Origin of the sequence: Nocardia sp. CA-084685, assembly GCF_050955785.1 — a bacterium.
Lineage (GTDB): Bacteria > Actinomycetota > Actinomycetes > Mycobacteriales > Mycobacteriaceae > Nocardia.
In genome coordinates this window covers 250342-264611 of the sequence record NZ_CP192094.1, presented here as the reverse complement: position 1 = coordinate 264611, position 14270 = coordinate 250342, and the positions used below count along the sequence as shown (strand labels likewise).

Annotated in this window: 12 protein-coding genes; 1 reads left to right on the top strand and 11 read right to left on the bottom strand. The window is 64.9% G+C overall.

The window, feature by feature from the left end; genetic code table 11:
- Positions 1 to 135: 135 nt before the first annotated feature.
- The 8 genes from ACQP2U_RS01195 to ACQP2U_RS01160 all read right to left on the bottom strand — a co-directional run bounded on the left by ACQP2U_RS01195 (position 136) and on the right by ACQP2U_RS01160 (position 10720).
- On the bottom strand, positions 136 to 1239 hold the full coding sequence (locus ACQP2U_RS01195; RefSeq protein WP_433712972.1) for an alpha/beta hydrolase: 1104 nt from the start codon (positions 1237 to 1239) through the stop codon (positions 136 to 138).
- Between the two features lie 876 nt (positions 1240 to 2115).
- Positions 2116 to 3207, bottom strand: coding sequence for an alpha/beta hydrolase (locus tag ACQP2U_RS01190; RefSeq protein WP_433712971.1), 1092 nt, complete (start codon positions 3205 to 3207; stop codon positions 2116 to 2118).
- Between the two features lie 270 nt (positions 3208 to 3477).
- Positions 3478 to 5403, bottom strand: coding sequence for a flagellar motor control protein ZomB (zomB, locus tag ACQP2U_RS01185; protein WP_433716798.1), 1926 nt, complete (start codon positions 5401 to 5403; stop codon positions 3478 to 3480).
- 7 nt (positions 5404 to 5410) lie between these two features.
- A complete protein-coding gene (locus ACQP2U_RS01180; protein WP_433712970.1) occupies positions 5411 to 6343 on the bottom strand; it encodes a decaprenyl-phosphate phosphoribosyltransferase in 933 nt (310 codons plus the stop codon).
- 1 nt (position 6344) lies between these two features.
- Positions 6345 to 6890 carry a phosphatase PAP2 family protein gene (locus tag ACQP2U_RS01175; protein ID WP_433716797.1) on the bottom strand — a complete coding sequence of 182 codons (546 nt, stop codon included), beginning with the start codon at positions 6888 to 6890 and terminating at the stop codon, positions 6345 to 6347.
- 80 nt (positions 6891 to 6970) lie between these two features.
- Positions 6971 to 8980, bottom strand: a complete 2010-nt coding sequence (locus tag ACQP2U_RS01170) for a glycosyltransferase (RefSeq protein ID WP_433712969.1) — start codon at positions 8978 to 8980, stop codon at positions 6971 to 6973.
- Positions 8977 to 10209 (bottom strand): UDP-galactopyranose mutase, encoded by a 1233-nt coding sequence (gene glf, locus ACQP2U_RS01165; RefSeq protein ID WP_433712968.1) that lies wholly within the window; start codon positions 10207 to 10209, stop codon positions 8977 to 8979. Before glf ends, ACQP2U_RS01170 begins: the two co-directional genes overlap by 4 nt.
- Before the next feature lie 373 nt (positions 10210 to 10582).
- Positions 10583 to 10720, bottom strand: a complete 138-nt coding sequence (locus ACQP2U_RS01160; RefSeq protein ID WP_433712967.1) for a hypothetical protein — start codon at positions 10718 to 10720, stop codon at positions 10583 to 10585.
- A gap of 174 nt (positions 10721 to 10894) precedes the next feature.
- Between ACQP2U_RS01160 and ACQP2U_RS01155 the strand changes: the two genes are divergently transcribed.
- On the top strand, positions 10895 to 11521 hold the full coding sequence (locus tag ACQP2U_RS01155; protein WP_397036432.1) for a TetR/AcrR family transcriptional regulator: 627 nt from the start codon (positions 10895 to 10897) through the stop codon (positions 11519 to 11521).
- A 151-nt stretch (positions 11522 to 11672) separates the two neighbouring features.
- Here the strand turns inward: ACQP2U_RS01155 and ACQP2U_RS01150 are convergent, their stop codons facing one another.
- From ACQP2U_RS01150 to ACQP2U_RS01140, 3 genes are all read right to left on the bottom strand, one after another.
- Positions 11673 to 12212: a hypothetical protein gene (locus ACQP2U_RS01150; RefSeq protein ID WP_433712966.1), complete on the bottom strand. Its 540-nt coding sequence runs from the start codon at positions 12210 to 12212 to the stop codon at positions 11673 to 11675.
- A gap of 215 nt (positions 12213 to 12427) precedes the next feature.
- A complete protein-coding gene (locus tag ACQP2U_RS01145) occupies positions 12428 to 13189 on the bottom strand; it encodes a MerR family transcriptional regulator (protein WP_433712964.1) in 762 nt (253 codons plus the stop codon).
- Between the two features lie 69 nt (positions 13190 to 13258).
- A complete protein-coding gene (locus ACQP2U_RS01140) occupies positions 13259 to 14185 on the bottom strand; it encodes an EamA family transporter (protein WP_433712963.1) in 927 nt (308 codons plus the stop codon).
- Positions 14186 to 14270 lie beyond the last annotated feature (85 nt).

Below are 14270 nucleotides of genomic sequence, written 5' to 3'. Positions count from 1 at the left end.
GATCATCCAGTTAATAGTCCGGCAAATGCGTCGGTACAGACCAGAACAAAGCCGCCTGGTCCGTGCACCATGCGGCTTGCGCTCTGCAACACCGGCTCGCGCGGAGCGCGCGACCGTTCGCGGTGATCGAATAACTCAGCCGATATTGGCGGACATGTCCGGAATCATCCGATAGGCCTCGTCCTGCCAGTTGGTCCACGCATGCAGACCGGCGGACGGGAACGAATACACCACGTTCCGCGCCCCCAACGACATCATGCGGACCTGAAATGCCCTGGTATTCGCCAAGGCGATCGCTTCGAGCGGTGCGCCTCTCATAATGCGGTCCGCGGCAACCGGAAACGGGATGTTGACATCGTCGGACATCGGCAGCCCACTACCGGCGGCGACCCACACCCGGGTGCCGTTCCCGATCAAGCGGGGCGCGAAGACGAACGGATCCATCCGCAGCCACTGCGGGCCCCACGGCGGCGCCATCGCGTCCACGTTGTAGCCACCAGCGTCGATCATCGCCGTCCGAATCGCCTCCCGCATTCCCGGCGCCGAAATATTGAGGTAGCCCGAGAACGAACCGGCGAAGCTGAATTGGTCCGGGTGATAGGCCGCCAGCGTCAGCGCGGCACTGCCACCCATCGAGAGCCCGAACACGCCATTGCGATTCGGGTTGAAGCCCAAGCGATCTCGCAGTGCCGGTCGCAATTGCTGGGTCAGGAAGGTTTCCCAGTCGTATCGATAGCTCTTGCCAGGCCCTGCCATAAAGGCTTCTGTCGCACCGGATCCGGTGGACGAACCCGCCGAGCCCGGCGTGACGCCGAGAAAGTTGCTCGGCGCGTTCCAGTCCGCGTAGAAGCTCGACATGCCACCGACCGGCATGACCACATTGATATTCCAGCTCGCGAGCACCTCGGGGACGTTGGTCTCGATCTCCCAGCCATTGAGCGTTTCCGGCGCCCGCTGGCCGTCGAGCACGTAGACGACGCGGTTGGTATTGCCGTCCGCCGCGCGCAGCACCCGACTCTTGATCGGGCCCATTACCGGGGAATCGACCCAGAAGTCGAAGGCCGCGGGGTTTAAGCCCGCCGATGCGGTGGCCCCGCTGCCCGCGATGGCGATCCCGAGTGGCAGCAGCATTGCAGTCGCCACACCGAGCACCCATTTCTTCGCCCAGGAACCACTGCCCACCCCGGCCGAGGAACTGGCCGAGCTTTCGGGTCTACCTTCCCAGCGCACACATCGCATTCGACTCGACCTTTCATCCAGGCAGCCAGTCAGCTAATTTCACGCAATCTCAACCGGCCCCTCATCGGGTGCAAAGATGGTTCATCCTGTCCGAAACAGACATTTCACCTGCATACATGCAGCACGTACATCAATCGCCGGCGAATGGTTACATGTTGCTGGAAAGTGATTCACCCCACAACTACCGGAGGCGTCCAGCAGCTGATTCGTTGTCAACGGGGGTTTCGGACGGAGACGAGCAAACAAAAAACCGCCTGGCGTGCGAACACGCCAGGCGGTCAACTCACCGCATTACCAGCCCCACTCGGAGCGAGTCTTACGAGCGACCGTTCGCGGCCCGTCTCGCGTCCGAGCCGTCGAAGCGCATGCGCCCAAGCGCGGGACTCGACCTCCCGGCATGCGTGCACCAGGTGCCGAACGCCCCCGCCACCACCAACCACCACGGAGCGAGATGCTTACGAGCGACCGTTCGCGGCCCGTCTCGCGTCCGAACCGTCGAAGCGCATGCGCCGCAGGCGCGGGACTCGACCTTCCGGCATGCGTGCACCAGGTGCCGAACGCCCCCGCCACCACCAACCACCACGGAGCGAGATGCTTACGAGCGACCGTTCGCGGCCCGTCTCGCGTCCGAACCGTCGAAGCGCATGCGCCGCAGGCGCGGGACTCGACCTTCCGGCATGCGTGCACCAGGTGCCGAACGCCCCCGCCACGACCAACCACCACGGAGCGAGTCTTACGAGCGACCGTTCGCGGCCCGTCTCGCGTCCGAGCCGTCGAAGCGCATGCGATGAAGTCGCGAGTCTCGACGGCTCGGACGCGAGACACAGGGGGCCGCGAACACGCCGCGCCGCAGGCGCGGCAAATTAAACAGAGCTACTACCCGATGTTGGCGGAGAGGTCCGGGATCATGCGGTAGACCTCGGACTCCCAGTTGTGCCAGTTGTGGATGCCGACAGACGGGAAGCTATAGGTGACATTCTGCGCGCCCAGTGTCGCCATCCGAACCTGGAAGGCCCGGGTATTGACCAGTGCGAGCGCCTCCAGCGGCGTGCCCTGGATGACGTCGAGCGGCGAGCTCGCGTCGGCCGGACCGGGCAGTGCGCTACCGGCGGCCACCCAGAGCCTGGTGCCGTTCTGGATCAGTCGCGGCGCAAAGACGAACGGGTCCATCCGCAGCCACTGCGGGCCCCACGGCGGCGCCATCGCGTCGATGTTGTAGCCGCCAGCGCTGATCATCGCGACGCGCAGCGCCTCGCGCATACCCGGCGCCGAGATGTTCAGGTAACCGGAGTACGAACCGGCATAGACGAACTGGTCCGGGTGGTAGGCCGAGAGGGTCAGCGCGGCGCTGCCGCCCATAGACAGGCCGAAGACGCCGTTGCGGGTCGGGCTGAAGCCGAGACGATCACGCAGGGCATTGCGCAGATCGGTGGTCAGGAAGGTCTCCCACTTGTAGGTGTTCGACTTGCCGAGGGTCTCGTTCCAACCCGAGGAGCCGGTCATCGCGGACCCGGAGGACGAACCGTTGGCCGAACCCGACGACCCGGTGCTCAGGCCGAGGAAGTTACCCGGCGCGTTCCAGTCCGCGTAGAAGCTGGACGGGCCGCCGACCGGCATGACCACGTTGATATTCCACTTGGTCAGCTCACGGGCGACCTCGGTATCGTTCTCCCAGCCGCTCAGGTCACCGCGGGCCCGCATACCGTCGAGCGCGTAGACCACGCGGCCGGTATTGCCGTCCGCGGCGCGGAAGATCCGCGACTTGATCGGGCCCATGCTGGAATCGACCCAGAAATCGAAGCCGTCCGGGTTGAACGCAGCCGACGCGGAACCCGCCGGACCTGCTACTGACACCCCGAGCGGCAGCAAGATAGCCAGCGACATCAGCACCGACCGCTTGAGCCACGAACTGGCTCTACGGGTTTTCAGACGTCCATTCTGCGTCCTTCGCCCGATCACGCCTCGCATCTGTTTTTCGGCCTTTCGTTATGCGGTCGTACTTCGACCGCGTCTCTACGTTGACCACTGGATGGGCCATGTCGAATCGGACGCCCCAACGGGCGTTCCCACGTACCATATCGCTTCATCGATACGGTGACGTTATCAAAAAGAGATAAAGCGATATGCGCCACGTTTAGCCGACCCTTTCGGGCGACCTGCAAGCAATCGCTAGCGACACTGCTCAGCGAAAAAACTGAGGCCTAGGGAGATCCATGGGCCGAGTGTGACAGAAGTTCCTTATCTTTGCGGTTGCGGGTACGGATCCACCAGTCCGCACCGCTCGATCTCATACTTCGGCACGCGATCGATTCGGTATTTCGCGAAATGCAGCGCGTGGATCAGGTTGTGCTTGAAGCGACCCCAGGTGAGCGGATCACGGTAGGAGATATTCAGCGCAACGGTGTCCGGGCAGCTCATGGCGGTACGCGCCTGGGCGACCCACTTCTCGTCCATGTACCAGGGCATCCATGGGTGCCGGTCCACCATGCCGGTATCCACCACGACCCAGTCCGGATACAGGCTCTTGTCGTGGCCGATCCGGCCGTCGGTGAGCCGGTCGGTGTGCGCCGCCAGTGGATAGGCCAAACCCATCTGATCGATGACGCGCACGTCCAGCGGGACGTTCATGCTGGTCATGCCGAGGTTGAGGAAGTAGACCGTATGGCCGGCGCCACCGTCGGGAATCGGCTGCGGCGGTGGCGCGACGTACCAGAACATGAACGACGGCGAGTTCAGTAGCAGACCGCCGTTAGGGGTTTCGGCGATGTTGTTCACCATGGCCCGCACGCGCGGGTAGTCCAGGTAGTCCTCGGCCAGGATCGGATGGTCGTGACCGGTATTGAGGACGTAGTAGACACGCTCATCGACGATGCCGGAGGAACTGATCTTGGTGCCGGACTTGATGGCAGTGGTGTTGGCCGCGAACAGCGCCCAGCCCGCGGTGCCGAGCAACGCGAGCGCGATCACCGCGAAGGACCAATCCTTACCCGTCACCGCACGCAGGCCGCCCTCGGGCAATCGGATCGGAACCACGGCGACCGGCAGCAGCAGGCAGAACAGCTGCGGTAGCAGCATCCGGCCGTGCATGAAGTCACCGCCCACGCGCAGGGCGTAGATCGTGAGGACGAATCCGCTGCCGAGCACGAGAGCAACCACCGCGCTCGGCGAATGCAGCCATTCGCGGACCCGGCGCACGGTCCAACCGCGCTCGTCGGTTTGCTCGACGGCCCGCATCGAGCGGCCCGCGACCACGCCGAGGACGAGCAGCACCAGCAGCGGCACCCACAGGTAGTACGGACCGACCAGATCCCACAGGTATTTGAAGCCCTGGCCCCACTTGGCACCGCCCGCGTCCTTGGCGACCGCGGTATTCGGATAGGGCAGGCCGTAGTAGCCCATCCGCCAGACCTGATAGCACATCGGCACCAGTCCGGCGGCGGCAACGATCAAGCCGCGCAACACGATCGGATGCAGCCGGGACTGCGGCATCGGGGCCAGGAAGATCATCAGCAGCGACAACGCGCCGACCAGCGTCATCTCCGGACGGATCAGCGGTGCGAGTCCGCCGAGGAATACCAGCCCGAACAGTGCGGGCAGCTTCACCCGCTCGGTCTGGCTCCAGCGCACCAGCTGCCACCACAGCAGGCCCAGCCAGCAGATGACCAGACCGCTCTCCAGACCGGAGGTGGCGTAGTCACGGGCGGGCGGCAGGGCGATGTAGACGAATACGCCCGCGGGCAGCAACAGCGCCGTTTTCGTGCCGCCCCACAGCCGCGCGGCGCCGAGCATGGCGAACACGATCGCCGACATCGACACCGTCAGCGCGACGCCGAGGACCACGTACTCCAGTCTGGCCTTGGTGAGCCAGCTGAAGAACCACACCAGATAGGTCCATGCGGTACTGGTATTGGTCTCGACGCGCTCGCCCTCGTTGAAGACCGGCCCGTTGCCCGCCAACAGATTCCGCACCGTGCGCAGCACGATGAGGCCGTCGTCGGCGATCCAGCGTCGCTGCCAGGCGCCGACCGAGAATAGGACGACAGTGAGTGCGATCCCACCGACGAAGGTGGCTCGGGATAGCCTGGCGAACCGCAAGGCCGAACGAGCCGGCCCTTCGGCCGGCTCCTTCGTTACTTGTTCTGTTCGCTCCACTCCCTCTACCAACAGTTCGTCAGGTGAGATAGACAGCGACACCTACCGCTCCGATCCAGGCGATTGCGAGGAACTGGAGGATGCGATCCCCCAGTGCGATCTCTTCGGGTTCACCGGCCTCGCCGCCATCGACGTCGACCGCGTAACGCAGGATTGCGATGGTAAACGGAATCATCGAGATTGCGAACCAGTTGGTGTGCTTGAGGCTGTCCTGTTGGAACGCCCACAGGCCGTAGAACACCACCACCGCGGTCGCGGCGAGAGTCCAGATGAAGCGCAGATATGTCGGTGTGTAGTACTCGAGCGACTTGCGGATCTTGGCGCCGGTACTCAGCGCGATCTGCAGTTCCGCGTAACGCTTACCCGCGGCCATGAACAGCGAGCCGAACGCCATGATCAGCAGGAACCATTGCGACAGCTCGATATTCGCGGCCGCACCGCCGGCGACCGCGCGCAGCAGGAAGCCCGAGGACACGATGCAGATGTCCAGCACTGCCTGGTGCTTGAGACCGAAGCAGTAGGCCAGCTGGATGCCGATGTAGACGGTCATCACCACGGCCAGATGCCAGGAGGCCAGGAACGATCCGGCGATCGAGCCGAGCAGCAGCACCATCGAGAGCAGGTAGGCCAGGTTTACCGGGACGATGCCCGCGGCGATCGGGCGATACCGCTTGGTCGGGTGCGCGCGGTCGGCCTCGACGTCGAGTGCGTCGTTGACCAGGTAGATGCCCGAGGCCGCCATGCAGAAGACCACGAAAGCGAGCCCAACGTGTCCGAGCACGGTCAGGTCGGTGGCCGTATCGGGACCAGCGGCCAGCGGCGCGGCGAGCACCAGCACGTTCTTGACCCACTGACGCGGGCGGACCGCCTTGAACAGCCCGCCGGCCAGTGTCTTGGGTGGGCCCTTGACTACTGCTTCGGCTAGGTCCGTGCTGGTCGGCTCTTCACTCATGTCAACCAAGGTCTTTTCTTGTGCGGTCACTATCGAGTCTCTTTTCGGCGGCAAGCACAACAGCGGCGGACGCGGCGCCGAGCGCGGAACCGGCGAGCACGTCGGAGGGATAGTGCACCCCGAGCACAACCCGGGAGAGCAACATCGGTGGGACGAGCACCGCAGGCAAGGGTAGCCCGGTCAGTCTGCCGAGCAACACCGCAGCCGCCGTGGTCGAGGTCGCGTGCGAGGACGGGAAGCTCAGCTTGCTCGGCGTCGAGACGTTGACCTGCACCGATGGATCATTCGGGCGCGGGCGCCGGACGATGCGCTTGATCACGATCGACGCCGCGTGCGCACCGACCGCGCCGACCGCGACCCCGGCCCACTGCCGACGCCGTGGTTTGTCGACGAGCCAGCCCGCCGCCGCGATGCCGATCCAGCCGAGTGCGTGCTCACCGAAATGCGACATGCCACGCGCGGCCTTGATCACTTCCGGCTTGGTGCCGATGGCAGCCTGCACCGCATTGATGATCTTGACCTCGGGCGGCTGCGGCGCCGACGGCACCGCGGACACCGGGCCGCCGTGGCCGTTCGCACTCGGGCGTACCGCGGTGTTGTCATCCGCGGCGGTGGCTTCCAGACTCACTACTGCTCATCCTTCGTATCGATGCCGAAGACGTTCTCCCAGGCCGCCGTGCTGGTCAGCGTCGGGTGGGCGGCGCGATAGCGCTGCTGCATCTCCGGGAAGCGGGCCGCCAACTCCTTGCGCAGCCGCATGGCCTCCTTGAACAGGCCGAGGGCCTGGCGCGGATCGCGCTTACGGTAGACCACGCCGCGGCCGTCCGCAGTGGTCACGGTGACGCCGTCGACCTGCGAGAGCAGGAACCAACGGGCATCCAGCGTCGGCACATTCAGCTGCGGACGCTCATGGTGTTCGGCATGTGCCGGGCGGAAGTTGTGCACAACCCCCTTGGCAAGGCGGACCACTTTGGCGATCGGATTCGCCGGTTCACCGACCGCGCCGACGCCGATGTGACTGGCCAGCGGCAGTTCGGTGGACGAGGGCAGGATGACCGCATCCGGGTACTGCTTGCGCATTTCGTGCACCGCGCCGAGCGCGCTCGGCAGCAACTGGAACAGGCGCTCCGGCCCGGCGAGGAAGTCCTTGATCGCCAGGTTCTGGATGGCGACCGTCGAATATTCCAGGCAGAGCAGGTGTTTGAGGGTCGCCTTGACCGTGTTGACGACCATGCCGCGACCGTTGCCCGGCATGTGCAGCGAAGCGACAACAAGCCGGTTGCGCAGGTGGAAATACGCCTGCCAGTCGATCGCGTCGTCCTTATCGCTCCAGGCCATATGCCAGACGGCGGCGCCGGGCAGGGTAACGGTGGAGTAGCCGTGATCGCGGGCACGCAGACCGTATTCGACATCGTCCCACTTCAGGAACAACGGCAGCGGCTGACCGATCTCCTCGGCGACCTGACGCGGAATCACGCAGGTCCACCAGCCGTTGAAGTCGACGTCGATGCGCCGGTGCAGCAGCTTGGAGTTGTCGCGGTCCTTGAGCGGATACTTCGAGAAGTCGTGGTCGTATTCGACATTCGGCGCGGAAGTCCACATGAAGATGCCGCGGTCGACGATCTCACCCATGCTGTGCAGGTGTGAGCGCTCCTGCAGGTTGAGCATCTGGCCGCCGACGAGCATGGGCGATTCGGCGAAGCGGGCGAAGGCCAGCGCGCGCAGGATCGAATCGGGTTCGATCTCGATATCGTCGTCCATGTAGACGATGTACTGGGCGTCGGTGGTCTTCAGCGCCTCGTACATGACCCGGCTGTAGCCGCCCGAACCGCCCAGATTGGGCTGATTGCGAATGGCGAGCCGATCGCCGAGCACCGCGGCGGCCTCGGCGAAACCGGGCTCGTCGACCACCTTGCGGTTGCCCTGATCGGCGACGATGACCGCGGCGATCTTCTCCAGCACCAGCGGGTCCGAACCCAGCGAGCCAAGGGTTTTCACCAGATCGGTCGGCCGGTTGAAGGTCGGCATGCCGACCGCGATGGTGCCATCGCCGGGCGCCTCGATCGGTGCATACCAACCACCCGCGAGCAGCGTGACGGCGGTGTCGGTGGTGATGTCGAACCAGATCCAGCCGCCGTCCTCGAACGGGCCGAGATCGGTTTCGAATTCGACGTGCACCGATTCCGCGCTTGTGTCGGATTTGCGGCGCTCCCTGGTCCCTCCGTGGTCACGCTCCGCTGCCTCCTCCGGGCCCTGAGCTCGCGCCGCGAGCGCGACCGCGAATTCCCTGCCCTGGACGTGGATTCGCGAGCCGTCCGCCTTCGAACGGTAGACGTCCACCCGGCCGTGTCCGGCGAGCTCGAGCCGCAGCACCACCGACTTCAGAATGCTCCAGCGACGCCAGTAGCTGGCGGGCAGCGCATTGAAGTAGGTGCAGAACGACACCTCCGACTCCGCGCCCACCGACAGCGAGGTGCGGGTGGTGGCATGCGCACGCCGGGCGTTGGTCGGCGACTCCTCCAGGTAGAGGGTGCGCACATCCAGCGGTTCACCCGGCCGGGGCAGGATGATGCGCTGCAGCAGCGACTTCGCGCGGGTTTCGGTGGTCATATCTTCCAGGATCGATTGGGAGGTCATTCGTCGCTTTCATCCGAAAGAGTTTCGCCCGACTCCAGGTGCGGCCGCAGGACATTGTCGAACATGCTGAGCGCGCTGCCGATCGCCATATGCATATCCAGGTACTGGTAGGTGCCGAGGCGACCACCGAAAAGCACCTTGGCCGCTGCGGTTTCCTTCTTCGCCAGCGCCCGGTACGCGGTGAGCTTGGCGCGGTCCTCCGGCGTATTGATCGGGTAGTACGGCTCGTCACCGGTCTGCGCGAAACGGGAGAATTCGCGCATGATCACGGTCTTGTCGTTCGGGTAGCTCTCACGCTCCGGGTGGAAGTGCCGCGGTTCGATAATGCGGGTGTAGGGCACATCCGAATCGTTGTAGTTCATTACCGAGGTGCCCTGGAAGTCACCGGTTTCGAGCACTTCGGTCTCGAAATCGATGGTGCGCCAGCCGAGTTCGCCCTCGCTGTAGTCGAAGTAGCGGTCCACCGGCCCGGTGTAGACGACCGGGGCGTCCGGGTTCTCGGCGCGGATCTGCTCGCGCACGTCGAACCAGTCGGTGTTCAGCCGGACCTCGATGAGCTCCGAGGCGGCCATATTCTCCAGCCACTTCGTGTAGCCCTCTTTGGGCAGACCCTCATAGGTGTCGTTGAAGTAGCGGTTGTCGAAGGTGTAGCGCACCGGCAGACGGGTGATATTGCCCGCGGGCAGTTCCTTCGGATCGGTCTGCCACTGTTTGGCGGTGTAATCGCGGACGAACGCCTCGTAGAGCGGACGGCCGATCAGCGAGATCGCCTTCTCCTCGAGGTTCTGCGCGTCCTTGGTCTCGACCTCCGAGGCTTGTTCGGCAATCAGCTTGCGCGCCTCTTCGGGGGTGAAGTAGCGGCCGAAGAACTGGGAGATCAGACCCAGGCCCATCGGGAACTGATAGGCCTGGCCCTTGTGCATCGCGAAGACCCGGTGCTGGTAGCCGGTGAACTCGGTGAACTGGGTCACGTAGTCCCACACCCGCTTGTTCGAGGTGTGGAACAGGTGCGCCCCGTACTTGTGCACCTCAATCCCGGTCTGCGGCTCCGGCTCCGAATAGGCGTTGCCGCCGAGGTGGTAGCGACGATCGATCACCAACACCCGTTTGCCGAGTAGATTGGCGGCGCGCTCGGCGACGGTCAGCCCGAAGAATCCGGAGCCGACGACGATCAAATCGAACTGTGAGGCGGAGTTTGCGGAGTTACCCGGGGACGATGCGACGGTCACGGGTGCCCAGCGTATCGGAAGTCCGCGCGCGAGCCGGGTGGAGTCGCGCCCTGCGCACACTCCGCATCGAATGCCATCGAAATTTCTCCTGGAGTTCGCCGAACCGTACCCGCCTCAGCAACACTTCAGCTACCGTGCCATCAACCTGATCAGTTGTCCAACACCCTCCACCGACATCGCCCCCAATGCACTACGGATACCGGGCACTCGGTGCTGCGGCCCGGCACCCGACGCAAGGATGCCCCCGGCTGTGGCCCAGGTGCCCAGTTCACATGATGAGGTTCGGGGTGATCCCTACACGTGGTCAGCGCCCATATTTCGGCCTCGAATAGCGAGTCGTACCGCAGGGCGATCCGGCGGCCACCCCGTAGAGCTACCCGGGAAAGCCGATATCCGACTCGACGGCGTCGCGGTCGGTGTACATGCGCCAATAGTGATCGCCCAGTTCATCATTGGTCATGCGGACGATCTCGAGTCCGGCCGGGAACAGTTCCGGCTGCTCATCGACCAAGCGCTCGGCCTTGCTGTTACCCCATGCCGAGCCCTGGTCCGAAGCCGAATATCGCGATCGTCTTGGTCATACTTCCTCGCTAAGTTGAGCAGTGGTTCAAGTTAATGTCGACGCTAGCATTAAGTTGAACCTATGCTCAAGATAAATTCGGCACCGGATTTGTAGGATCGGGGAGTGCCCGTGGACAAGCCGTTACGCAGCGACGCCCAACGCAATCGGGACGCGCTCGTCAACGCCGCCCGCGAAGTCTTCGAGGAACGCGGCCTGGACGCACCGCTCAAGGAGATCGCCGCGCGCGCCGGCGTGGCGATCGGCACGCTCTACAACCGCTTCCCGACCCGCGACGACCTCATCGCCGCCGCCGTCGAGGACCGCATCGAGGCGGGCGGGCGCATTGCCCGGGAGGCGATCGAAATCCAGGACCCATGGGACGCTTTCGTCTACCTGGTCGAGAAGGTGTGCGAACTCCAGGCCGCCGACCGCCTGCTCAGCGACCTCGCCCTACGCGGCGCCCCCAGCCCCGCGATCGCGCGCGCCCAGGAATACGGCCACGGCCTGATGCGTCAAATCATCACCCGCGCACAGGAATCCGGCGCCCTTCGCCCCGACTGGGTCCTGGAAGACATCGCCTTCATCACCTGGTCCCACACCCGAATAATCGAGGCCACCGCCAAAATCGCGCCCGACGCCTGGCGCCGTCACCTCGCCTTGGTCCTGGACGGCCTCCGAGCCACCGCCGCCCACCCTCTCCCCGTGCCCCCGATCACCGAAGATCAACTCATGCAGGCGCTGAAGGGTTAGCACCGGCGCGCATCCGAGGGCGCTCATGGCGCTTGGACACCTGCTCAGACCGCGCGCTGATTCGCGTAATCCGCTCCGGTGCGGCGCATGTAGCACCCTGCGCGATGTCGCCAACCGGTATCCGCGGACGTCCTTATGAAGGCCGTGGCGGTCAGTACGTCGAGGCCCGGCGGACCGAGCGGGCGGCGGTCCAGCGGGCGGTGGACCGGTTGGCTGCCAAAAGGAGGATCAGGAGGGGTTGGGCGAGATCTATTGCGGTGCGGAGCAGGTTTTCCTGGATCAGGGCGGTCAGCTGGCCGACCAGGCCGAAGAAGGGCACCACCCAGAGCGGGTGGTCGGCGGTGGACCACCAGAAGATGCCGAGGCCGAATTCGTAATCGGTGAGCGAAACGGCAAGTCCGACAATGCCGATCGCGAGCGACACACCCGATGCGACGATCAGGGCGTAGCGCCCGGTCTCGTCCTGACGCCAGAGCTGGACACCGCCGAAGATCATGACAGCGACCATCAGCGCTGCCCCGAGCGAGGTGAAGATGACGAGCGAATTGTCGAACCGGCTTCGATCGTGGATGAAGTCGACGACGAGCGATATGCCCCCGACCAGGGTCCCCAACCCATACAGCACCGCGAGCGTCGCGCCGATCTGTGCGACCACCCCGCTCGGCGGCCGATTCCCACTCCGGTAAAGCATCGTCGACGCTCCTCTAGTTTGTGGACGATCCGATCCTACGGCCGTCGCGCCGGACGCGGTGTTGTCGATTCGGCCGCGATTCCGCCGATCGGTCGGCGGCGAGGTGCGCGCCGGAAGCGCCCGCGCGAAGGCGGACAAGATCACCGCGTGCCCGCACGAACTATCGCGTGCGGGCACTCTGCTATCCGGTGCGCGGGCTACGAGATCCCGTCGAACTATCGCAGGTTGGCCTCGGCGTACGCCTTCATCGCGTCACGCACGAATTCGGTTGTGCCGTCACCGTGTACGTCGTAGTTGACCGCGAAACGCGGGTCGGCGACGTACATTTCGCCCAGTCCGGTGAAGTACTCGTAGGACGGTCGGCGCTGGGAACCGATCCCGATCCAGTCGTAGTGCCGCGCGACGATGGCCTGGACCTCGTCGCTGTCGGGTGCGAGTCCGGTGGCGTGCGCTCGGCCGTAGTCGGCGGCGATATCCAGGTGGGTCTGCAAGTACGCCTGCTTATCCGTCGCGCTGAGCGAGCGCCACCAACGGTCGCCGCTTTCGTAGGCGTCCTTACCCCAGCGTTCGATCACCTCATCCTTGTACCGAGTGTGGTCGAAACCGTCGAAAACCTCTGCTGCCATGAGTTGTTCACCTCGTTCCGTCTTGTGCAGCGTGGTGGTCACCGACTCGATCCGGCGCCGGATCCGATCCTGTTCCTGCCGAAGCAGTTCCAGGTGCGCGCGCAGGGCGGCTGCGGTGTCCTGTTCGCCCGCGAGAACTTCGGCGATGACCGGAAGGCCGAGGCCGAGTTCGCGCAGCAGCAGGATGCGTTGCAGACGCACCAGGGAGTCCTGGTCGTAGTAGCGGTAACCGTTGGCTCCGATCCGACTCGGCGGCAGCAGCCCGAGCTGCCCGTAGTGGCGCAGCGTTCGGCTGGTGGTACCGGCCGCCTTGGCCAGATCCTGGATGGACCATTCGGTGCCCGTTCGCATGACCTGTTCTCCCTTCTTTCTCGTCGGTACAACCAGCTTGTAAGTTGACGTAACGTCAATGTCAACCCATTAACGTGCTCCTACCGGCACGCGAGGCATGACCACGGCGGGGGCGGTCCGCGGCTTGGCAACCATCTGGCCCAGCAACGTGCCGCCGAGCGCGATACCGAGTCCGAGAACCTGCAGCGCGCTCAGCGCCTGCCCAAGCGCGATCCACCCGATCACGGCCGCCGATACCGGGCTGAGCAGTCCGAGGAAGGCGACCGAGGTCGCGGGCACCTTGGCGATGCCGCGGAACCAGAGGAAGTACGCCAGCGCGGTGCCGATGATGCCGAGATACAGGTAGCCACCGACGGCCCGGCCGTCGAGTGCGGGCGGCGCACCCTCGATCAGGAAGGCGAGCGGTGCGATGAACAGGCCGCCCGCGGTGAGCTGCCAGCCGGTGATCGCGAGCGGTCCGACGCCATCGGGTCGACCCCAGCGCTGGGCGAGCACCGTGCCCATCGCCATGGACGCCGCACCGGCGAGTCCGGCGATGACACCGACCGTATCGAGTTGCGCATTGGCGCGGAGCACAACGAGCGCGACCCCGAAGACACCGATCAGACCCGCGATCACTTTGCGCCCGTTGGGCTTTTCGGCGAGTACGACGGTGGCGAAGACCAATGCGAACATCGGCGCAACCGCACCGAGCACGCCGGCGACGCCGCCGGGCAGTCGGTAGGCGGCCAGGAACAACAGCGGGAAGAACGCGCCGATATTGAGGACGCCGAGCGCGGCGGCGCGCCCGACCCAGAACCCGCGCGGCAGGACGCGGGTGATGGCGAGCAGCGCGAGTCCGGCGGGCAGTGCGCGCATCAGCGCGGTGAACAGCGGACGGTCCGGCGGGAGGAATTCGGTGGTCACGGCGTATGTGGAGCCCCAAGCAATGGGGGCGAGTGCGGCGAGCGCCAGGGTGCCGGCGGCTGAGTCACGCGCGGCGGTGATTGTTGTCATGTTGGTCGCTCCTCATTGATAATATCAACGTTGAAATATCTACGCGCTGGCATACTTCGCCGTCAAGTAGATGAATGTTGAGATA

Excerpts from the sequence above, each read along its gene's own strand:
- ACQP2U_RS01140 (WP_433712963.1), bottom strand. The coding sequence starts at position 14,185 with ATGACAACAATCACCGCCGCGCGTGACTCAGCCGCCGGCACCCTGGCG.
- ACQP2U_RS01180 (WP_433712970.1), bottom strand. The coding sequence starts at position 6,343 with ATGAGTGAAGAGCCGACCAGCACGGACCTAGCCGAAGCAGTAGTCAAG.
- ACQP2U_RS01170 (WP_433712969.1), bottom strand. The coding sequence starts at position 8,980 with ATGACCTCCCAATCGATCCTGGAAGATATGACCACCGAAACCCGCGCG.
- ACQP2U_RS01190 (WP_433712971.1), bottom strand. The coding sequence starts at position 3,207 with ATGCGAGGCGTGATCGGGCGAAGGACGCAGAATGGACGTCTGAAAACC.
- ACQP2U_RS01150 (WP_433712966.1), bottom strand. The coding sequence starts at position 12,212 with ATGCTTTACCGGAGTGGGAATCGGCCGCCGAGCGGGGTGGTCGCACAG.
- ACQP2U_RS01195 (WP_433712972.1), bottom strand. The coding sequence starts at position 1,239 with ATGCGATGTGTGCGCTGGGAAGGTAGACCCGAAAGCTCGGCCAGTTCC.
- ACQP2U_RS01145 (WP_433712964.1), bottom strand. The coding sequence starts at position 13,189 with ATGCGAACGGGCACCGAATGGTCCATCCAGGATCTGGCCAAGGCGGCC.